Source organism: Polynucleobacter brandtiae, assembly GCF_002797575.1.
Classification (GTDB): Bacteria; Pseudomonadota; Gammaproteobacteria; order Burkholderiales; family Burkholderiaceae; genus Polynucleobacter; species Polynucleobacter brandtiae.
Window position 1 is genome coordinate 256,199 of sequence record NZ_PGTX01000001.1, and the last position, 21,930, is coordinate 278,128.

The following is a 21,930-nucleotide window of genomic DNA, read 5'->3' on the forward strand; positions in this document are numbered from 1 at the left end:
AAACTACTCCCAACTTGCACGTGGCGTAAAGAAAACACCATGCGGAGATTTTCCTACCGAAATAACGCTCACTAATTTCATTGTGGGTATATCAATCACTCCCGCCTTACGAGAGAATCGGAACGTAACCCACAATGATTTTCCATCCGGCGTTATTTCCATATCGTCAGGGCCAGCAGGCAGTCCAAGAATATCGCCGGTCTTTTCAAGTGTTTGCATATTGATCTGACTAATACTAGAAGCAATTCGATTAGTCACAAACACATGTTTTTTATCGCCCAAAGGACGGAAATTATGAGCCCCCTTGCCAGTAAAAATTCGCTTCACTTCCTTGCGATTTTTCCAATCGATTACCTGGACATAATCCTCACCGGTAATCCCTACTAATAAATATTGGTCGCCTGGGGTCACCCATAAACCAGCAGGTACTTTTCCAGTGGGCATTTTCCAGATCACTGTTTGCGTATCCAAATCGATTGCAGCCAATTCATTGGAATCTTGTAATGTAATAAATGCCGTTTTACTATCGGCAGTAAAGGCTATGTGACTGGGTGTTTTTCCTAGCTTTACTGATTTAGCTAATTTCAAATCCGCCCCCTGTGAGCGATAGACGTCCACTCTATCAAGTCGATTTCCATTTACAATGAACCATTTATGGTCTGGCGAGTAACCAATTTGATATGGGTCAATGATGTTTGGAATCTTTCCGGTGAGCTCACCGTTAACCGGATTTAGCAAATCAATATCATTACCAGCAGCATTTGCAATCAGTAAGGTTTTTTGGTCTGGAGTCAACATGAGATGATGCGGCTCTTTCCCTACCGGAATAGTTTTGATGACCTTACGCGTAGGCATGTCAATCAAGCTGACTGTAGCCTCTCCAGAATTCAAAACAACGGCAATCTTAGGCTCTGCTTTAAGCTCTCCAACCACAGGACTCTGTGCAAATGCTCGACTTTGAAGCATAACAAAGACCGTAATCGCTAAGACCGAAAAAATACTTAATTTTGTTTTACTAGCAAATGTGTTCATGGCTTTGATTGTAAACATTTATGGGCAAAACAAAGCTAGCGGAAACTGCCGAGGATCTTTTCTAGGCGCTTCAAAGACATTGGGGTGGGCGTTTTTAACTCCTGGGCATATAAGGCAACCCTTAATTCTTCTAGCTGCCACCGAAAATCAAGCAAAACCTGATCCTCATCCACTCCATGCCCAGATGAACCGCGATTAGCCAGAAGCAGTTTTTGCCAAGGTCTAGCCACCGACTCCCAATCCTTTTGACACTGCGCATCCCTGCTTGGGTTGGCCCGAAGCTTATCAATTCTCAATGCAATCGCTTTTAAGTATCTTGGTAGATGAACTAACTGTTCGTACGGAATGTCAGCTACAAACTGAGGAAAGACCAAACCTTGCATCTGCGCTTGAATATCGTTAAAAGCACTTAGTGAAGATGCTTTTGCTTGTGCTGTCTTTTTTTGAAGATCGGCATGGGCCTGCAATGCAGCTAGCGCATGCTTTGCCATCTCCTGAGCGATTAAAGCCAGCCTAGGCTTGCCTGCTTGGAGGCGCTCTGCAAATTGTTCTGCGTTAGCTGGCAAAGGATCATTCATAAATGCCCGCTCTATTGCACAGTGGAGTATTTGCTCTACAAGGCGCTCTATTGAGCCAATATTAATAAATAACAAGCCTAGCTCTCGAGCGCCGGGAAGTTGTTTCTGCAATGCTTTTAAAGTGTCTTTATTCGCCAAAGCAAGAAGGCGACGCAGACCCTGCCAATGCTGTTTTCTAGCCTCCAGCAGATCATCAAATACCTCAAGATCACAAGATTCACCACAGTCGACCAGTGCAGGGTAACCAAATAAGATGCGGTTTCCTTTTTGGATTTCGAGAGTCTCGGGTAAAGGACCAAAGTCCCAGCTTTTATATCCGCCCTGCTCAATAGCCCTAACTGAAGCTAATGCTGACGCTGCCGTTGATGCTACTGCTGTTCTAGCGTCCGATACAGCGACGCCAAATTCCTCCTGAGCCGCCTGCTGAGCAATCGCCTGAAACGCAGTTCTGGCTGTCTGGCCATACTCTGCACGCAAACGCGCTAAGTTACGCTCTAACTCAAGCTGGCGACCATGCTCATCTACTAAACGGAAGTTCATGGATAAATGTAATGGCAATGCCTCTGGTCTGAAATCTGTGCGCTTAATTTCTAAACCACGCTCTTTACGGATATACGTAATTAGGCTGTCCAAGAAATCACCCTCACCAAATTTCTTTTCATCCAATAAACGTTCCAATGAAGACTTAGCAAACTCAGATAATGGAATGCAATGTCGGCGTAATTTTTGCGGAAGTGATTTCAGCAATAACAAAATCTTTTCTTCACACATACCCGGAACAAGCCACTCACAGCGGCGACTATCGACTTGATTTAACAAGGTCAGTGGAACCACAAGCGTGACACCGTCCTTTGGGCTGGATGGTTCGAAGTGATAAGTTAAAGCGAGCTCTCCACCGCCAACAAGCATTTTTTTAGGATAACGATCAACCGTAATACTAGCCGCTTCATGACGCATCAAGTCTGCCTTAGACAGACGTAAATGGGTATCAGCATTGGAAACGGAAGTAGCAGCATCAGCTTGAGTAGTTCCATTTTTATTGGATTCCCTTAGCCATGCTTTCATACTTTCCCGACTGAGCACCTGTTTCGGTATTCGCGAATCATAAAAAGCAAACAAGAGATCGTCATCAACCAAGACATCTGGACGTCGTGAACGATGCTCTAGGGCCTCAATCTCTTTAATTAATCGTCGGTTATGCCAAAAGAACTCAAAGCTTCCAGGATATTTTTTCCTAGCATCAGCTTCCGTTTCTCTCATTAAGGCAGGAGTATCCATACGACCAAACATTTCCTCTTGAACTAATGCTTGACTTATAAATAGCGCGCGCGCCTCTTGAGGGTCGTGGGATTCAAAACGCACGCGGCGACCGTGATAAATTGGTAGCCCATACAGCGTACCTCGCTCAAAAGCCATCACCTCACCTTGACGAGCATCCCAAAAAGGATCACTCAAGGATTTAATCAGTCTATGACCAGCGACGCGCTCTATCCACTGTGGCTCAATCTTGGCAATCGTACGGGCATACATGCGGTTGGTTTCTTGAAGCTCACCAGCCAAAATCCAGGCGCCAGCCTTCTTACCAATAGTTGACCCAGGCCAAATGAATGGACGAATACCTCGTGCGCCAATGTAACCACCCGTTTTACTTCCGCGCTCTTGTGATTTTTCATCCTCTTCTTTTTTGGCAACATAGCCCAATAGTCCAGTCAATAGGGATAAATGAACTTGCTCATAAGTGGCTGGCAAAGGATTTTCTTTCCAGCCTTTTTCACCGAGCATCGTGTGCAACTGACCATGGACATCTCGCCATTCACGCAACCGTCTAGGAGACAAAAACTGACTTCGGCATAAATTTTCTAACTGACGATTACTCTGTTTATGTTGAAGCGCATCCTGATACCAATTCCATAGCTTTACAAAATTTAAGAATTCTGATCGCTCGTCGGCAAACTGCAAATGGGCTTGATCGGCAGCGGCTGCCTGCTCTAACGGGCGTTCACGCGGATCCTGGGTTGCTAGAGCAGAAGCAATAATGGTCACTTCACGTAAAGCCTGCTGCTCTTTAGCCGCTAACAGCATACGTCCAATGCGGGGATCTAGCGGAAGATCGGCTAATTGCTTGCCGATTGCAGTTAATTTAAAGTGGTTGTTGATGTCGCTGTTATCACCGACTATATTTTGGTCATACGCAATTGCACCCAGCTCATCTAGCAGCTGAACACCATCAGCAATAGCGCGACCCAGGGGTTTATCAATAAAGGGAAAATCTTGCACCCTAGGTAGGCGTAAGGAACTCATACGCAATAGCACTGCCGCTAAAGAGCTGCGTAAAATTTCAGGATCGGTAAATTTTGGACGACTTAGGTAATCTTGTTCGCTATAGAGCCGGATGCAAATACCATCCGATACACGACCACAACGACCAGCGCGTTGATTGGCCGCCGCTTGTGAGATAGGCTCAATTTGCAGCTGCTCAACCTTATTACGATAAGAGTAGCGCTTAACTCGTGCTAGGCCACTATCAACTACGTAACGAATATTGGGAACTGTGAGCGACGTCTCCGCCACATTGGTGGTCAAAATAATGCGTCGTCCATTCCCCGGATTGAACACACGCTCTTGCTCTGCAACAGATTGGCGCGCAAACAAGCTAAGCACCTCAGGGTGAAAACGTTGCTGCAGTACATGATCTTTTCTAATGGCCTCGGCACAATCCCGAATCTCCCGCTCTCCGGGTAAAAATACTAAGACATCCCCCGCTCCAGCGGCACCCTCTCTCCAAACCTGCGTAATTGCCTCTGTAACCGCCTCAGGAATTTCCTTGGCTTGCTTGGACACTTTTTTACTATCAGGCTTTACATCGGGCTCTACAGGCTCATAGCGCTGCTCTACAGGGAAAAGACGTCCACTGACCTCAATTACAGGAGCGGCCTTACCAGCAATCGTAAAGTGCTCAGAAAAACGCTTTGCATCAATAGTTGCGGAAGTAATGATGAGTTTTAAATCAGGGCGCTTAGGAAGTAACTGCCTTAAATAGCCCAACAAGAAGTCAATATTGAGACTACGTTCATGGGCCTCATCAATGATGAGCGTGTCATAAGCACGTAGCTGGGGGTCTCGCTGGGTCTCAGCAAGCAAGATGCCATCCGTCATTAACTTGATAGAGGCACTCTGACTAGTTTTATCGGCAAAGCGTACCTGATAACCAACATCTTGACCGACGGGGCTTCCAAGCTCTTGGGCAATTCGTTTTGCAGTGGCTGTTGCCGCTATGCGACGTGGCTGGGTATGTCCAATCAGGCGCCCTCCGTTGATCGTGCCTCTGCCTAGGTCTAGGCAAATCTTTGGCAGCTGAGTGGTTTTGCCTGATCCGGTCTCTCCACAGACAATCACCACCTGAGAGTTGATGAGGGCATCTTTGATAATTTGACGCTGACCAGATACCGGCAACTCTTCCGGGAATCGAATTTCTAAGCGGCGCGTAGTGTTGGAAGCAGGCACAGCCATAGGCGATGATTTGGGTTTTTGTTGTTGATTAGGCTCTTGCACCCTATAATTTTCTCACTATGCCAACAAATGCACCTAACTCAGGCTTAAACACAGAAGAATCAAGTCCTAATTTTCCTTTTGTGGGGTGGCTACGTGACGTTGCGCCCTATATTCACAGCTTTCGTGAAAAGACCTTTGTAATTGCCTTTGCTGGTGAGCTAGCCCAAGAAATCGGCCTAGAAAATCTGATTGAAGATATTGCAATGCTTCATGCCATGGGCATGAGGATCGTCTTAGTGCACGGAATACGCCCACAAATTGAAGAGCAACTCTCATTACGCAATATTAAGAGCCAATTTGGTAGTACCACCATGTATAGCCACCGAATTACTGATGCCGCCGCTCTTGAGTGCGTCAAAGAAGCCGCAGGTGAATTACGCCTAGATATCGAGGCTGCGTTTAGTCGCGGCTTACCAAATACCCCAATGGCAGGATCACGTATATCTGTTATTTCTGGAAACTTTATTACTGCGATGCCGGTTGGCGTTGTAGAGGGTACTGACTACATTCATACTGGCCTTGTTCGCAAAGTTGACTCCTCATCCATTAGACAGTCGCTAGATAGCAATAAGATCGTACTGCTTTCGCCTCTCGGCTTTTCTCCTACCGGCCAGGCTTTCAATTTGGCTTTTGAAGATGTTGCTGCCTCAACCGCAGCCGCACTCAAAGCAGACAAGCTGATTTTCTTGAGTCCTTATGCAGGTTTGAAAGATGATGAGGGTGACTACATCACCGAGTTATCCATGCGTCAGCTTCAAGAATACGTTACACATCATCAAGAGCTAGATGTTGGTATGAAGGGTTTATTAAGTATTTCCGGTAAAGCGATTCGAGCAGGTGTAAGTCGGGTGCACTTTTTACCTTGCAATCAAGACGGTGCCTTGCTTGAGGAACTATTTACCCACGATGGTATCGGCATGATGCTCGCCTCATCTGATATTGAAAATCTACGTGAAGCTAATCAGGATGACGTTGGCGGGATTCTCCAGCTCACCAGCCCCCTTGAAGATGAGGGTATCTTAGCTGCCCGTGGTCAAGATGTCATTGAACGTGACATTCAGCGTTTTTCTGTCATTGAGCATGACCGCGTTCTATTTGGTTGCGCAGCCCTCTTCCCTTTTCCCAATGGAGTTGGTGAACTTGCTTGCCTGGCAGTAGACCCGGATGTTCAGGGATCTGGTGATGGAGAGCGTTTACTAAAGCGGATTGAAATGAGAGCAAAGCTAGAGGGCATCAAAAAGCTTTTTGTTTTAACTACCAGAACAGAGCATTGGTTCTTAAAGCGCGGATTCAAACGAGCATCTGTTGAAGATCTGCCTGAAGAAAGAAAGCAGATTTATAACTGGGATCGTAAGTCAATGGTGCTTACTAAAGAACTTTAAAACAGCAGCGCTTGAGACATAGAGCGCAATTGATTATTTATATTCGTCATGAATTAACTGTATTTGAAAGGCATCACAGATGGCACGCATGGTTCAATGTATCAAACTCAATAAAGAATCTGAAGGAATGGACTTTGCACCACTCCCAGGAGATTTAGGTAAGAAGATTTGGAATCAAGTCTCCAAAGAGGCTTGGGCAGCTTGGTTAAAACATCAAACGATGTTGATTAATGAAAACCGCCTCAATATGGCCGATCCCCGCGCTCGTCAATACCTGCTAAAACAAGTTGAAAAATACTTTTTTGAAGGTGGCGTTGATATGGTGCAAGGTTACGTTCCACCAACAGAATGATTATCCTAAAAAAATAATGTAGGGCCTCTTGACGATTGAAAATAAGGGGCATAGGATGAAGGGGTAGTTAGTCAGCTATTGTGACTAGCTACATTGGCGAAAGCCAGTACTCATAAGCATATCTATATGCTTATTGGCAAAAGGAACTCAATCTCTTCCTACTGCTTAGCCATGATTAACATGGCAAATAAACCCGACGGGCGTCCTAGACTGCTCTGTCGGGTTTTTATTTTTATAGCAGGATCTTGCTTACACCAGAGACATTGCTAACCAACAGAATATGGGCCCTTTCTTTAGCAAATAACCCCACCGTAATGACGCCAGCAATTTGCTTGATTTGCGATTCAAGCGCTATAGGATCAACAATTTTCAGGCCAGCTACATCTAAGATCCAAGCACCGTTATCTGTCACAAAGGGCTCACTTGGAGTTTGCTCTAAATCAGCACGGGTGTTTTTAGCGTGACGCAGAGAAACCTGACCACCCAATTTTTCCAACTCACGAGTAACGACTCCCTGGGAAATGGGAATGATTTCAACTGGTAGGGCAAAGTGACCTAGTATGGGCACCTGCTTTGATGAATCGCAAATACAAATGAATTGCTTAGCCATTGAAGCAATGATTTTTTCTCGGGTTAATGCCCCGCCGCCGCCCTTGATCATGTAGCCAAAGGGATCGATTTCATCAGCTCCATCGACATATACAGGTAGAGTTTCGACTGCATTAGGGTCTAGAACCTGAAATCCATGCTTGAGTAAACGCTCAGTTGTGGCATTCGAGCTCGATACCGCTCCCGCAAATCGATCTCGATGGGGCGCAATGGCATCAATAAAACAATTTACAGTAGACCCTGTGCCAACGCCTAAGACTGCTCCGGCTGGCAACTGAAGCACTTCATCTCGCGCAGCCTCACCAACTAACCGCTTTAGTTCATCTTGATTCATAGCCTCGCTAAATGCCTTTATTTATCTTGGATCATCGTAATACACACATCTATCATATGATAATCAGATAAGCTCCCATCAATCATTTATCGCCTCAAAGAACATTATGAACACCCGTGCCACCGAACCAAGCCAATCTAGCCAACTCAGCCAATTAAAAAAACTCACTACTGTAGTTGCCGATACAGGCGATTTTGAGCGCATGCAAGAATTTCAGCCCCAGGATGCCACGACTAACCCTTCACTCATTCTGAAAGCGGTTCAGCAACCGAACTACCAAGCATTGGTACAAAAAGTTAAAGCGGCCCATCCGGGATTAAAGCCAGTCGATTTAGCAGATTATATTTTGGTCGCCTTTGGCCTAGAAATTCTAAAAATTATTCCAGGTCGCGTATCAACTGAAGTAGATGCCCACCTGTCTTTCGATACAAGCGCGACGATCCACAAAGCTAAACACCTGATTGCTCTGTACGAATCCAATGGAATTGATCGAAAGCGGGTTTTAATTAAACTCGCGGGAACATGGGAAGGCATTCAGGCGGCTAAGGCACTAGAGGCCGAAGGCATTCATTGCAATATGACGCTTTTATTCTCCTTGGTACAAGCAGCCGCTTGTGGCGCAGTTAATGCAAAACTGATCTCGCCATTCGTTGGCCGCATTACTGATTGGTATAAAGCTAAGCTTGGCTCTGGATGGAATGATGTGGACCATGGCGGCGCTAATGATCCTGGCGTAACTTCAGTCAAGCGCATCTTTTACTATTACAAACATTTTGGAATTCAAACTGAAATTATGGGTGCCAGCTTTAGAAGTACGAATCAAATTTTAGAGCTTGCTGGCTGTGACTTACTAACTATTAGCCCCGAACTATTGGCGGAGCTTCAGGCAAATACAAATCCAGTTTCTCAAAAATTAGATATTGCGCATTCAACGGCTGCTTTGGCTGTAGAGCATATTGAGCAATTGCAATTAGATGAATCTCACTTTAGATTGCAACTTAATCAGGATGCAATGGCCACTGAAAAGTTGGCTGAGGGAATTCGTAATTTCTGCATCGACACTGATAAGCTTGAGGCACTGTTGAGCACATCCGCATAAAAAGGAAACTAGATGATTATTGCTTGTCCACATTGCTCTAAAGGCAATCGCGTGCCTGTAGAGAGACTCAACCAAAAACCTGTATGCGGGGCTTGTCAGCGAGACTTACTCGCATTACCAATCAACGCAACAGCAACGAATTTTTCCGAACTTATTTCACAAACCGCAATGCCCGTAATTGTTGATTTTTGGGCGCCTTGGTGTGGGCCCTGCAAAATGTTCGGCCCCACCTTTCAGACAAGTGCAATAGCCCATGCCAATAAGGTGCTTTTTATCAAAGTCAATACAGAAGCAGAGCAAGGGCTGGGGGCGCAGATGAATATTCGCTCTATACCAACCCTAGCAGGCTTTAAAGATGGCACAGAGGTGCACCGGGTGAGTGGCGCTTTACTGCCAGCTCAACTAGAGCAATTAATCAATCAACTACTGTAATTATGTTGCAGGTTTAGCTAAACGCTGCCTTAAAGCCTCGTACAAACAAACGCCACTTGCGACTGATACGTTCAAACTTTCTACCACGCCTTGCATCGGAATGCGCACTAGCTCGTCGCAAGTTTCTTTAGTTAAGCGACGCATACCCTCACCTTCGGCTCCCATCACTATCCCAATAGGCCCAGTGAGATCAATGTCGTAAATAGATTTTTCAGCCATATCATCTGTGCCGATCAGCCATACTCCAGCCTCCTGCATTTCGCGCATACTGCGTACAAGATTGGTTACCGTAATGACCGGCATGACTTCAGCAGCACCACTAGCTACTTTGCTTACCGTAGCATTAATCGATGCTGATCGATCCTTTGGAATCACTACCGCATCAACACCAGCACCGTCTGCAACACGTAAGCAGGCGCCAAAGTTATGGGGATCTGTTACGCCGTCTAATACCAAGAACATCGCCTTGGCCTTACTACTCTGTGCATCCTCAATCACTTCAGTAATCGTACGCGCTACTGTCATCTTATCGGCTAAGGCAACCACCCCTTGATGGCGGTCATGGCCTGCTAACTTATGAAGACGCTCAGAATCGGCAGCGTGCAATCGCTCACCTAGTGCCTCTTCAGCTTGCTTTAAAAAGTCACCCATACGGCGATCGCGACGTCCCGGATCAAAGTAGACAGACTTCAAACTATCCGGGTCTACTCTAAGACGCGCTTGTACTGCATGAAAACCTACTAATATTTGCTTCATCTTTGCTTAATCTCGATTTCTTTTCTGTGATTCTGTTCTTTGGTTCTTTGGTACTTTGATTCTTTTATTTACGGCGTGCTTTAGTAATTCGAACGGGCGGTTTTGTGCCAGCCGTTTTACCCACGGGCTTTGCAGATTTACTGGACTTCACTACTGTCACAGCACTACGGGTTGATTTACTCTTCGATTGATTGGCACCTAAATTGCCCGCAGACTTGGCGGCATTAACATTAACCCCACCAGGCTTTTGGGGTTCTTTATTACCTGCCCTTCCTTTTCTGGGTGCAGACTTTTTATTAGGGCGGCCAGTATCACGTACAAGAACCGTTTGACGACGATCCAAGGTAGCACCTGCCTCTTGGGCAGTTGACTTTACTAGGCTAAACTCAATCTTGCGAGCATCTAGATCTACCCTACTCACTAGGACGTGTACACGCTCACCGAGTCGATACCGAATACCAGATCTTTCGCCGCGGAGCTCCTGACGAGCTTCGTCATACTGGAAGTAGTCACCCCCAAGCTCAGTCACATGAATCATGCCCTCAACAAAGAGATTCTCCAGTTGCACAAATAAGCCAAATGAAGCAACGCCAGTAACAGTACCGGCATATTCCTGACCCAAGTGATCGCGCATGTAATAACACTTTAGCCAAGCCTCCACATCACGAGAGGCCTCATCTGCACGTCGCTCATTAGAAGAGCAATGAACGCCTAATTGCCCCCAAATGGGTAGCGCTGCATTGGCACCCTTTGCTGATTTAGGTAACGGAGTCCCATTTCCACTGGCTTCTTTTGCATCATGATGCGATTTTTTTGCATTGACTGCATTCTCACGACCCTTACCCTTGCGGGGTAAAGTCAGATTGAGCGGAACAGTTGGCGGCAATACTGGCACATAAGGCTTTTTTGCCAAAATAGATTTGATTACTCGATGTGTTAACAAATCAGGATAGCGTCGAATAGGGCTTGTGAAATGCGAATATGCAGGGTACGCTAAGCCAAAGTGGCCTTCATTATCAGGCTGATACATCGCCTGTTGCATCGAGCGCAATACAACCGACTGCAGCATATTGGCATCTGGACGCTCTTTAACCTCGCGCATTAACTTGGCATAGTCTCTTGGCTTAGGCTTTTCGCCACCCCCTAGCGACAAACTGGAGGTACGCAGAACCTGACGCAATGTGACAAGCTTCTCTTCGGAGGGTTCGGCATGAACACGGTATAGGCTAAGGTGCTTATTCTTATCAATAAAATCAGCAGCGCAAACGTTAGCAGTAAGCATGCATTCTTCGATGAGGCGATGCGCATCGTTACGAAGACGAGGCTCAATCCGTAAAATCTTACCTAGCTCGTTGCTGATAATTTGGGTCTCAGTAGTCTCAAATTCAATTGCACCACGCTTATGGCGTGCCTCCAAGAGGATCTTGTACAAAGAATAGAGATTGACTAGTAGAGGCCTAAGTTCAGCATAGCGTGTAGCCTCCGGACCCTTACTATTAGAGAGTGTTTCCCAGACAGCGTCATAAGTAAAGCGCTGAGCAGAATGCATTACTGCTGGATAAAACTGATAAGCCAGCACAACACCGTTGTTATCAACGACTGAGTCACAAACCATACAAAGGCGATCTACCCCTGGATTAAGCGAACATAGGCCATTAGAGATTTTCTCTGGCAGCATCGGAATCACCCGTCTTGGAAAATAGACTGAAGTGGCCCTTAATAAACCTTCGTCATCTAATGGCTGGCCTGGCTTAACGTAGTGGGATACATCAGCAATAGCCACAATTAAACGCCATGCTTTTGTTTCACCATACATCACTGATTCACAATAGACGGCGTCGTCAAAGTCACGGGCATCAGCGCCATCAATGGTAACCAAAGGAACGTCTCTCAAATCGACCCGACCCTCTAGGTCTGATTGCTGGACAGTATCCGGTAGTGCTGCAGCTTCTCTTTTGACGGCATTGGAAAACTCATGAGGAACGCCGTACTTACGCACAGCGATTTCAATTTCCATACCTGGGTCATCGATCTCGCCTAATACTTCGATCACTCGACCGACAGCCTGGCGATAGCTATCAGGATAATCAATAATCTCAACGCTAACGACCTGCCCTAATTTAGCATCGCCTTGGCCCTTGGGTGGAATGAGAATGTCATGCCCAATACGCTTATCTTCCGGAGCAACAATCAGTACGCCACTTTCATTTAAAAGGCGTCCGATAACCACTTTATTGGCATGAACTAGAACATCTACGATTTGACCTTCAGGTCGGCCACGGCGATCCGTACCCAATACTCTGACATTGACCTTGTCGCCATGCATGGCGCGGGACATCTCTTTTTCTGAAAGAAAAATATCCTCACCACCGTCATCGGGGATCACAAATCCAAAACCATCTCGGTGTCCCTGAACTGTACCTTGACGGTCAGCCTCTCGTGACACCAAATCTTTTGCTTTACGCATTTAATTCCTTCGGCAATCTCTGCCTTATATTTCAATCATTATTCTGAATCAGCCTACTCTACCAAACCACCAAGTCTGAGGGGAAAAAAGGCAAATAAGGTTATGTAAGGCACTTTAAGGCACATCCCTTATAATAATGGCATGCCCAGGTGGCGAAATTGGTAGACGCACCAGCTTCAGGTGCTGGCGATCGTAAGGTTGTGGGGGTTCGAGTCCCTTCCTGGGCACCAAACATGCTGCCTAAGATCTATATGGGGACTTTAGGGTCCTTTTTCAATAGATACTTAGGCTTCCATCATTCGATGCAGAATCTTGGGCCTCATCTCATTCCAGAGCGCCTCAAACTCCTCCACTTGATCTTCTGAAAGCTGCAATGGCTTAAATAGGCCGCCAAAAAAGATTGTTTTCTTGGGAGCTAAAGTCTTCTCAAACTCAGTGAGTCCAACCGGTCTGTCCTCCAGATCTCGCATTAATTCTGCCGAGCACACAATCGCCTCTTCATCGTCATGATCAATCACCGCAAATTCGATTAATTGCTGCGATTTTTCCAAAATAACGAGCGTACCCCTGGCATAACAAACTGCTTGATGCTCTTGAACAATATAGGTTAAAAATTGGTTTTCCTTCTCTACCTCCATCTGTAAGTCGTCAACGAAGAAAAGGTATTGACTACCTTCACTATTTACCAGAGTGAATACTTTTGGAATGACACCGTGGCCTAAGGCAAGGTTTCGGTAATAGGAGGAAATTTCAACTGCGAGGTTTTCGGAGAAAAGGTGCATAAGAAGAGTAAAAAATAGGATTAAAAGCAGTAATGACTAGTTACTTAAATTTGTCTTGAGAAAATCTATTGAGCGATCCCAAGCCAAATTGGCGGCTTCAGAATTGTATTCAAGTGGAGGCAAATTTCTAGTGCTTGATTTTGGGTTGGCAAAAGCATGTTTTGCATCGTAACGCTGGAAATCGTAATCCACATGAGCAAGCTTCATTTTTTCTTCAAGTTGATCTACACCAGCTATATTAAAAAAATCGTCGTGAAGCGCCCAGTGCGCCAACATCGGCTTTTTAATCGCACTAGCATCCACATATTCCAGTGGAGGATAGCCGTACCAGACAACGGTTCTATCGCACTCTGGTACCAAACCAGCCGCCAATACTGTCAGGGCGCCACCCATGCAAAAACCAGTAATCGCCACTCTAGCGCTACCGCTAGCTTTGAGATATTGAACTGCACCACGAATATCCTGACTCGCAGCATCAGCAAAGTTTAGGTCATTCATTAAGTGCTCAGCCTCATGAGTTTCGAGCGCTAACTTCCCGCGATATAAGTCAGGCACTAATGCTCTATAACCCGCTTTTGCTAAACGATCTGCAACATCTTTAATCTCTTGATCTAAACCCCACCACTCCTGAATGACAACAACACCAGGGGCATTGCTGCCATTACTAGGCTCGACTAAATAGGCCTCGACAGTTTTACCATCAGGTCTTTCGAAATTTATCATGATGTTTTCTTTTCTCTTTTCTATTTCTGAATTTTTATATTTTTTTTAATGCATATCAATTAAATTTGGTAGATTTGGAAGAATCCCCCGGGGGATTAATTTGGGGATCACTGTGAATATATCCGACCAGCCAAAAGGTTAACAAGCCACACAATGCAGCACCATAACCAACTAAGTCGTAATGCTCCATCTTTCCATCCACCCCAATAGTCACAACTACGCCCGCGATAACAGAGGCGATACCTGAAGCGAACATCTGCACAGAGCCAACCAGACTCATAAAAGTACCTCTCGTACGTGGCTCAACAACTTGACTCACAATAGCCATCACAGGAATCATTCTGCCAGAGATCAAAATGAAAAATGCCGTCTGATTGATCAATACAATCCAAAGTGGAGCCTGGGGTAAGTTAGTCGTGATTAGCAAGGGTATCAAACTAATGATCGCCAAATACTTAAATACCGTTACCTTACCGAATTTATCGGCTAAGTGGCCGATGTATCGCGAACTAATCAGAGTGGCAATGCCTCCACAGAGATATACCAAGGATATATAGGAATTATCGATGCCAACGTTTGCAGTTAAATACAAGGCGATGTAGGGAATAACAGAGAAGCCGGTGATCATAATTAATGCCATAAAGACAAAGGCACGTAGATGCTGATGCGCAAAAAATATATCCATAATTTGACGCAGTCTTGAACCCCCATAAACATGGCCAAGATGCCCTGATATTTTAGGAATGTTGCGATAAGCTAAATACAAAATAAAACTTGAAATCAAGCCTATAAAAAAGAATGGTGCCCGCCATCCAAGTGAAGGAATATGGTTGGCCAACATTAAACTAAGGGGAACTCCGGCAACTGTAGAGACCGAAAATGCAGCCATGACCGTGCCAAGTGCTTTGCCTCTTCGCTCAAACGGAATAGCATCGGCAATAATGGTCTGCACTAATGAACCCAAGATGCCGCCAAACGCACCGGCACATGCTCGAGCAATAAACAAGGAATGATAGTCTGGAGCAATTCCGCAAATAAGCGTTGCAATAATGAAGCATGCATACAAACTTAACAATAAGACTCTTCGCTCAAAACGATCTATGAAGTAAGTGGCAAAGATGCCCGCTAAAGCTGCGGCAAAAGTGTAAGACGATAGCAGCAGGCCAAACTGATGCGTGTTGATGTTGAGTTCCCGAATAAAATCAGGTCCCAAAGGCATCATGATCATAAAATCCAAAATGTGGGTAAATTGGATTCCAGCCAAAGAGAGTAAGAAAAAAAGCTCCTTTCTCTTTGCTACTGGGCTGTATTGCTCGATCAATGTATTCTTTGCTTGTAGTGGTAATGACACCATTATCAACCTTAAGCTCTTAAAAAGCCTGAATTAAAACTTTATCTAAAAGCCCCCATGAATCTAGCAGACCTCACTTTTCCTATTTTAAACTTCCCATTTCTCGCTCTTTTTAGAGACGTTGGCTTTGGGCTTTTGGGCCTCATGATCATTTTGTTTTTTCATGGATTTTGTATCATTAGGGTGTGCATGAGGTTTGAGCGTCGAGCTCAAACTAGCCTACAAAAAAATCAATATAACCGTGTTTTTATCCACTTTTATATTGCTTTTATCCTCATTTCTTTAATTCATATGAGTGAGATTTTTATTTGGACAATGCTCATTCAACGATTTGATCTCATTGCCAACCCCATCGACACCATTATTTTTGTAGGGAGCTGCTACACCACTGTAGGCTTTGCTTCTGATATTTTGCCGCAAGGCTGGAAAAGTGTTGCCTTTTTTATATCCTTTTCAGGACTCTTCACCCTAGCTTGGAGTACAGCGATGATGATTGGCATGATTAGCTCCTTTAAAGAGGCTTGGAATAGGAAATATTCCAACTAAAGTCCCACCCTACCCAGAAGTGAAAGCTCTTCAGAGAACCAGTGAATCATTGCCCAAATCTTCCCTGAAAACTGGCCGGCCTTTATGTTAATCTTGCCAAAATTACGGGTTTACCCTAGATATTGATGCTTTTGGTGATACAATCAGGGTTAACCCTTAAGGAGCCCACCATGGCAAGCAGTAACCAAGCGATTTACCAGACATCATCTGTTTTTAATTTGACCCCCATGATTGCAGTAAAAGATATTTTTACTATTCTGACTCAGTCCTTTGCAGAGGCTAAGGCAATGGAATATACGACTCGTAAAACTAGTGGAAACTGGTAATTAGCACCCAATCGCTATAAAGAAGTTTTAACTAGCCTCGTCATTACTAAAAAGCCTCCTTTTTTTGGAGGCTTTTTTTATGCAGGGTATCTTTTAATAGTCAGCGCTACTGCTTTAGATAGTATCCGTAAACACAACGTTGCCCAGCCCGAGAGGGATTATGTGTATCCTGAATAACGCCATCGATAACTGTAGTCAGGTGCTTAGATACCCTCACAATCAGTACGCCAGACGGCAATTCATTTGACCGCAGATGAACCTGACAGCCCGAGCCAATCTGCATTGTAGGCACCCATTTAAATCCATGCCTCAGAATATATTCATGAAAAACATTTCGATGATTACCATTTCTGGGGGATGTGCCACTGGCATTCAGTCTGCGGGCAAGTTTATCGCTTCGTGATTGGGCGTAAGTTGCATTTGCCACCCTCAAATCTTCATATACCCTCAAATAGGGTAGCCGCAAGGCAATGGCAATAGATCGAACAACGCAGTCCCCTGCACTTCCCTGAAAGCCCGCAGCCTCTCTACCTCCATCATTAAAGCAAAATCCAAGTGCCTTAGCTTCGGCCGCCTTTACCTTGGTAAATAGATTTAGAAAGTAAAACATATTGCTATTAATTAATAATCACAATCGAGGCAATGATCCAAAAGAAAAAAATGGATTTGCCTCACGACAAATCCATTCATCTTGACTAACTAAAAACTTAAGCGAGTGCTTTTTTAACTTCCAAGCGCCAAGCATGCAACAGGGGCTCCGTGTAGCCATTCGGTTGCTCGAGCCCCTTAAAAATAAGATCGCTGGCAGCTTTAAAAGCATAAGAATCATTAAAGTCAGGCATCATCGGGTGATAAAGAGCGTCGCCTGCATTCTGACCATCCACTACTTTAGCCATACGCTGCAAAGTCTCATTTACCTGAGTCTCGGTCACGACGCCATGCAATAACCAGTTTGCAATATGCTGACTAGAAATACGTAAAGTTGCGCGATCCTCCATTAATCCTACATTATGAATATCGGGGACTTTAGAGCAGCCGACCCCTTGATCAATCCAACGAACTACATAGCCCAAAATACCCTGGCAATTGTTATCCAACTCTTGCTGAATTTCCTCTGAAGACCAGTTAGCATTTTCTACAACGGGGACAGTCAACAAATCATTAATTAAAGCTTCCGCTTCGGCAGCCGTATCTAACTGTTCCATTTCTTTTTGCAGTTGAGCCACATTCACTTGGTGATAATGAAGCGCATGTAAGGTGGCGGCAGTAGGCGAAGGAACCCATGCCGTATTTGCACCCGCCTTTGGATGCACGATTTTTTGCTCCACCATTGCCTTCATCAGATCTGGCATCGCCCACATCCCTTTACCGATTTGCGCGCGGCCACGCAAACCGCAATCCAAGCCAGCCAAGACATTACGTCGCTCATAAGCAGACAACCATTTGCTGGTCTTCATGTCACCTTTACGCATCATTGGTCCAGCATGCATCGCAGTGTGCATTTCGTCACCAGTACGATCTAAAAATCCGGTGTTAATAAAAGCTACACGTGCACCTGCGGCCGCAATAGCAGCTTTAATATTGGCACTCATGCGACGCTCTTCATCCATAATGCCCAGCTTGACAGTATCTTCCGGTAGACCTAACAATTTCTCAACACGACCAAAAAGCTCAGCAGCAAATGCAACTTCCTCTGCACTATGCATTTTTGGCTTAACAATATAAACAGAGCCCTTACGAGTATTGCCGATAGCCTGCGTAGCAGGACGGTTGATGTCATGCATCGCAATCAATACAGTCACAACTGCATCTAAAATACCTTCGTAGATTTCTTTACCTTCAGCAGTAATAATTGCTGGATTCGTCATCAAGTGGCCAACGTTACGCAAAAATAATAAAGAGCGGCCGTGTAATGTCACAACGCCATCTTGAACATCGCGCGCACCAATACCAGCGATATATTGACGATCAGGATTTAATGTGCGGATAAAAGTTTTACCGCCCTTACTTACCTCCTCAACAAGAGTGCCCTTCAAAATGCCTAACCAATTTTCATAGGCGAGCACTTTATCGTCACCATCGACAGCGGCAATCGAGTCCTCAAGATCCAAAATAGTCGATAGAGCAGCTTCGAGAACAACATCATTGACTCCTGCCAGATCCCCGGAACCAATTATTTTACTTGCATCGATTTGAATATCAATATGAATCCCGTGATTACGCAGTAATATCGATGAGGGTGCGGATGCGTCCCCCTGATAGCCAACAAACTGCTTCTCATCTACCAATCCTGTGGAGCCACCATCTTTGAGAAAAACCACAAGCGTGCCGCTTTTTACTTGGTAAGCAGTAGCGTCACGATGCGACGCATTAATCAGTGGTGCCGCCTGATCGAGAAAATTACGGGCAAAAGCAACCACCTTGGCACCACGAATTGGGTTGTAGCTGCCTGCTTTGCCTGCTCCATCCTCCTCAGAAATGACGTCCGTACCGTATAACGCATCATACAAAGAGCCCCAACGCGCATTAGCTGCATTCAAGGCATAGCGCGCATTCAATACTGGAACTACCAGCTGAGGACCAGCTTGAAGAGCTAACTCATCATCAACATTTTGGGTAGTACCATGCACCTTACTAGGCACTTCGTCCAAATATCCAATTTCTCTAAGATGCTTTCGGTAAGCTTGCATATCTTTAATCGGGCCGGGGTTGCCTTGGTGCCAATGATCTAAATCAAGCTGGAGTCGATCGCGCTTTGCTAGCAATGCCTCATTTTTTGGACTGAGGTCATTGACGATCTCATCAAAGCCTTTCCAAAAATCAGCGCTCACTACACCGGTTCCTGGCAATACCTTATCCTCTATAAAGCGATAGAGCGGAGTTGCTACCTTGAGGTTTCTGCAATCAGTGCGAGCGGTCATCTTAAAATCCTTCAGCGAATGTGAATGTGTAAATTAAATGTATTAAATAATGCTTTAGAGAATGATCTTAAGCTTACTTATCAAAGGGGTGTTGCAATAGAATCGTCTCATCGCGCTCTGGACCAGTTGAGACCATCGCAATGGGCTTGCCCGCCACCTCTTCGATACGACGCAGAAAATGCTGTGCCTCAGCTGGCAGCTTATCCCATTCACGAATCCCAAAAGTGGTGCCCTTCCATCCTGCGAAGTCCTCATAAATAGGCTCACAGCGAGCGACAGCTTCAGCACCACGGGGCAATACATCTAGTCTTTGGCCATCTAGCATATAACCAATGCACAGTCGAATAGTCACGAACCCATCCAAAACATCTAACTTGGTGATACACAGTCCCGATAGACCATTAATCTGAATAGAGCGCTTCAGAGCAGCGGCATCAAGCCAACCAGTACGACGTGGACGACCTGTTACAGAACCAAATTCTTTACCAACCTCGGCCAAACGAATGCCTACAGGATCTTGTTTGGCTGGGTTATCAAAATCATACAATTCACTCGGAAATGGACCAGCGCCAACGCGAGTGCAATAAGCCTTAGTAATGCCCAAAATATATTGCAACGAATCTGGGCCAACGCCAGATCCAGCGGCTGCATTGCCTGCGACACAATTACTAGAAGTGACATATGGATAGGTTCCATGATCAATATCTAATAAAGTACCTTGAGCACCCTCAAACAATAAATTCTGCCCTGCTTGCTCTGCCGCGTAAAGCGCACTAGAAACGTCAACCACCATAGGCTTGAGACGCTCAGCAAAGGACATAGCCTCTTCTAATGTCTTTTGAAAATCTACTGGCTCTGCGCCATAGTAGTTAGTCAACATGAAGTTGTGATACTCCAAATTCTCACGAAGCTGAGCAGCAAACTTGTCTGGATAAAATAAATCTTGAACGCGCAGTGCACGACGCGCTACCTTATCTTCATAGGCCGGCCCAATTCCCCGTCCGGTAGTACCAATTTTTGCATCGCCACGTTTTTTCTCACGGGCATGATCAATTGCTACGTGGTAGGGCAGAATTAATGTAGTTGCCTCAGAAATTTTTAAGCGCGACTGCACATCCAAGCCTGCTGCCTCTAGCTCACCAATTTCTTTGAAAAGAGCCTCGGGAGAAAGTACTACACCGTTGCCGATATAACAAATGACATTTTTATGCATAATCCCCGATGGAATCAGGCGCAGGATCGTTTTCTTATCACCAACAATTAGTGTATGGCCTGCATTGTGCCCACCCTGAAAGCGCACTACCGCTTGAGCATGATCAGTTAACCAATCAACGACTTTGCCTTTGCCTTCATCGCCCCACTGGGTACCAATGACGACGACATTACGACCACGAGTTTGTTGCTTCAAAGACATAATAAAATCCAAAAGGTTGTTGCAGAATTAATGAATAAAAAGGGTGTAGTAAAAAATATGAACTGAGTGTCAAAGAGTCTGTTTTTATTTAAGTCGCTTGTGCGTTATTTCTTTTTGACTTCCCATAAGGAGCCCTGTCTAACTAACTCACGATCGCATAAATATTCAGCAGTCTGCAGCGTATCACCAGACATTGCCTGAATAACTACTTCCCCCCCATGACGTAAATCCGAAATTTTCATCAGCAATTCAACATCATTAATCCAAGGAGCCACAATTGCGGATTTGCGTCCAATTGCTGGAGATAAACTAGCCAGGGTCAATAAATCTATCGAAAAGCCAGTTGCTGGACGGGAGCGACCAAATGCCTGACCTACATGATCATAACGGCCACCCCGCGCAATAGGCTGGGGCAAGCTATCTACATAAGCGGCAAACATGACGCCGCTATGGTACTGATAGCCGCGTAAATCAGCCAAGTCAATACTTAACTCCAGCTCTTCAGAAAGCAAGGATGCTGCAGTGAATATCTTCGTTAGCTGACTTAAGACTTCATCAATTAATTTATTTTTCGGCAATACTTGCTTAGCTTGGGCCAAGACGTCAGAACAAGAGCCATTTAGCTCCGTAAGCGCCATCAGGGCATCAGCCGACTCAGTCGGCAAACATTTTGCCCAAAGCGCCAAGCGTGGACGATCTTTGCTTTGCAGCAAAGAATAAATAGCGGCAATATCTTCTTTAGCAATATCCTGCCCATCTAATATGCCGACAAGAACACCAGCATGAGAGAGATCTAGGTGCACCTTGTTTAAACCAGCCAAACTCAGCGTTTTAAGAAGTAAGGAAATTGCCTCAACATCCGCTTCCCAGGTAGCGCAGCCATAAATTTCAGCCCCTAGCTGTAACTCTTCACGAGCAGAGCTGCCGACTGGTGTGCGCGCATGCGCAACAGAACCTGCATAGCAGAGGCGAGTTACCCCTTCACGGTTTAATAAATGCGCATCAATCCGCGCAACTTGTGGAGTCATGTCCGCACGTAAACCTAAGGTGCGGCCTGAAAGTTGATCAACCAACTTAAAGGTTTGCAAATTAAGATCAGAACCAGTGCCCGTAAGTAAAGAATCCAGAAACTCTAAAAGCGGAGGGGCAACTAGCTCATAACCATATGACTGATATAGATCTAACATCGCACGGCGCAAAGTCTCTACCTTGCGAGCCTCTGCCGGCAAAACATCAGCGATATCTTCGGGAAGTAACCAACGGTTCATCATCTA

18 protein-coding genes and 1 tRNA gene are annotated in these 21,930 nt (G+C 45.3%); 7 read left to right on the forward strand and 12 right to left on the reverse strand.

All coding sequences use genetic code 11. The features are described from left to right. Window positions 1-3: 3 nt before the first annotated feature. Both B0G85_RS01350 and hrpA read right to left on the reverse strand, forming a co-directional pair. Complete coding sequence (locus tag B0G85_RS01350) at window positions 4-1,032, reverse strand: YVTN family beta-propeller repeat protein (protein WP_369405922.1); 1,029 nt, start codon at window positions 1,030-1,032, stop codon at window positions 4-6. 35 nt (window positions 1,033-1,067) lie between these two features. Beyond that, window positions 1,068-5,120, reverse strand: coding sequence for an ATP-dependent RNA helicase HrpA (gene hrpA / locus B0G85_RS01355; protein ID WP_232725887.1), 4,053 nt, complete (start codon window positions 5,118-5,120; stop codon window positions 1,068-1,070). Between the two features lie 59 nt (window positions 5,121-5,179). Here hrpA and argA point away from each other — a divergent pair, with 59 nt between their 5' ends. After that, window positions 5,180-6,544, forward strand: a complete 1,365-nt coding sequence (gene argA / locus B0G85_RS01360) for an amino-acid N-acetyltransferase (protein ID WP_100378646.1) — start codon at window positions 5,180-5,182, stop codon at window positions 6,542-6,544. Between the two features lie 79 nt (window positions 6,545-6,623). Next, the gene (locus B0G85_RS01365) at window positions 6,624-6,896 is read left to right on the forward strand and encodes an oxidative damage protection protein (protein WP_100378647.1); all 273 of its coding nucleotides are present in this window, start codon (window positions 6,624-6,626) and stop codon (window positions 6,894-6,896) included. A gap of 232 nt (window positions 6,897-7,128) precedes the next feature. Here the strand turns inward: B0G85_RS01365 and rpiA are convergent, their stop codons facing one another. Continuing rightward, window positions 7,129-7,839: a ribose-5-phosphate isomerase RpiA gene (gene rpiA / locus B0G85_RS01370; RefSeq protein WP_100378648.1), complete on the reverse strand. Its 711-nt coding sequence runs from the start codon at window positions 7,837-7,839 to the stop codon at window positions 7,129-7,131. Window positions 7,840-7,945: 106 nt separating this feature from the next. Here rpiA and tal point away from each other — a divergent pair, with 106 nt between their 5' ends. After that, window positions 7,946-8,938, forward strand: a complete 993-nt coding sequence (tal, locus tag B0G85_RS01375; protein ID WP_100378649.1) for a transaldolase — start codon at window positions 7,946-7,948, stop codon at window positions 8,936-8,938. 12 nt (window positions 8,939-8,950) lie between these two features. Then, window positions 8,951-9,370 carry a thioredoxin TrxC gene (gene trxC, locus B0G85_RS01380; protein ID WP_100378650.1) on the forward strand — a complete coding sequence of 140 codons (420 nt, stop codon included), beginning with the start codon at window positions 8,951-8,953 and terminating at the stop codon, window positions 9,368-9,370. Here trxC and rlmB read toward each other — a convergent pair whose 3' ends face one another. Together rlmB and rnr are read right to left on the reverse strand one after the other, a co-directional pair. Then, window positions 9,371-10,126, reverse strand: a complete 756-nt coding sequence (rlmB, locus tag B0G85_RS01385) for a 23S rRNA (guanosine(2251)-2'-O)-methyltransferase RlmB (RefSeq protein WP_100378651.1) — start codon at window positions 10,124-10,126, stop codon at window positions 9,371-9,373. 64 nt (window positions 10,127-10,190) lie between these two features. Beyond that, window positions 10,191-12,593 (reverse strand): ribonuclease R, encoded by a 2,403-nt coding sequence (gene rnr, locus B0G85_RS01390; RefSeq protein WP_100378652.1) that lies wholly within the window; start codon window positions 12,591-12,593, stop codon window positions 10,191-10,193. Window positions 12,594-12,736: 143 nt separating this feature from the next. Here rnr and B0G85_RS01395 point away from each other — a divergent pair. Beyond that, window positions 12,737-12,823: transfer RNA gene (locus tag B0G85_RS01395), tRNA-Leu, on the forward strand. Between the two features lie 54 nt (window positions 12,824-12,877). Here B0G85_RS01395 and B0G85_RS01400 read toward each other — a convergent pair. The 3 genes from B0G85_RS01400 to B0G85_RS01410 are packed head-to-tail and all read right to left on the reverse strand — an operon-like array spanning window position 12,878 to window position 15,452. Then, the gene (locus B0G85_RS01400; protein ID WP_100378653.1) at window positions 12,878-13,375 is read right to left on the reverse strand and encodes a hypothetical protein; all 498 of its coding nucleotides are present in this window, start codon (window positions 13,373-13,375) and stop codon (window positions 12,878-12,880) included. 36 nt (window positions 13,376-13,411) lie between these two features. Then, window positions 13,412-14,098 carry a dienelactone hydrolase family protein gene (locus B0G85_RS01405; protein WP_100378654.1) on the reverse strand — a complete coding sequence of 229 codons (687 nt, stop codon included), beginning with the start codon at window positions 14,096-14,098 and terminating at the stop codon, window positions 13,412-13,414. A gap of 55 nt (window positions 14,099-14,153) precedes the next feature. Further along, entirely contained in the window at window positions 14,154-15,452 is a 1,299-nt protein-coding gene (locus B0G85_RS01410; protein ID WP_100378655.1) for an MFS transporter, read from the reverse strand. Window positions 15,453-15,638: 186 nt separating this feature from the next. Between B0G85_RS01410 and B0G85_RS01415 the strand changes: the two genes are divergently transcribed. Next, on the forward strand, window positions 15,639-15,995 hold the full coding sequence (locus B0G85_RS01415; protein WP_198508668.1) for a hypothetical protein: 357 nt from the start codon (window positions 15,639-15,641) through the stop codon (window positions 15,993-15,995). A 170-nt stretch (window positions 15,996-16,165) separates the two neighbouring features. Beyond that, complete coding sequence (locus B0G85_RS10230) at window positions 16,166-16,321, forward strand: hypothetical protein (RefSeq protein ID WP_157799262.1); 156 nt, start codon at window positions 16,166-16,168, stop codon at window positions 16,319-16,321. Window positions 16,322-16,427: 106 nt separating this feature from the next. On the opposite strand, the gene B0G85_RS01420 is transcribed toward B0G85_RS10230, so the two are convergent. From B0G85_RS01420 to B0G85_RS01435, 4 genes are all read right to left on the reverse strand, one after another. Continuing rightward, window positions 16,428-16,931: a hypothetical protein gene (locus tag B0G85_RS01420; RefSeq protein ID WP_100378657.1), complete on the reverse strand. Its 504-nt coding sequence runs from the start codon at window positions 16,929-16,931 to the stop codon at window positions 16,428-16,430. A gap of 97 nt (window positions 16,932-17,028) precedes the next feature. Continuing rightward, on the reverse strand, window positions 17,029-19,242 hold the full coding sequence (locus B0G85_RS01425; RefSeq protein ID WP_100378658.1) for a malate synthase G: 2,214 nt from the start codon (window positions 19,240-19,242) through the stop codon (window positions 17,029-17,031). Window positions 19,243-19,315: 73 nt separating this feature from the next. Next, entirely contained in the window at window positions 19,316-20,656 is a 1,341-nt protein-coding gene (locus B0G85_RS01430; RefSeq protein WP_100378659.1) for an adenylosuccinate synthase, read from the reverse strand. Between the two features lie 104 nt (window positions 20,657-20,760). Next, on the reverse strand, window positions 20,761-21,924 hold the full coding sequence (locus B0G85_RS01435; protein ID WP_100379137.1) for an ATP phosphoribosyltransferase regulatory subunit: 1,164 nt from the start codon (window positions 21,922-21,924) through the stop codon (window positions 20,761-20,763). Window positions 21,925-21,930: the final 6 nt, after the last annotated feature.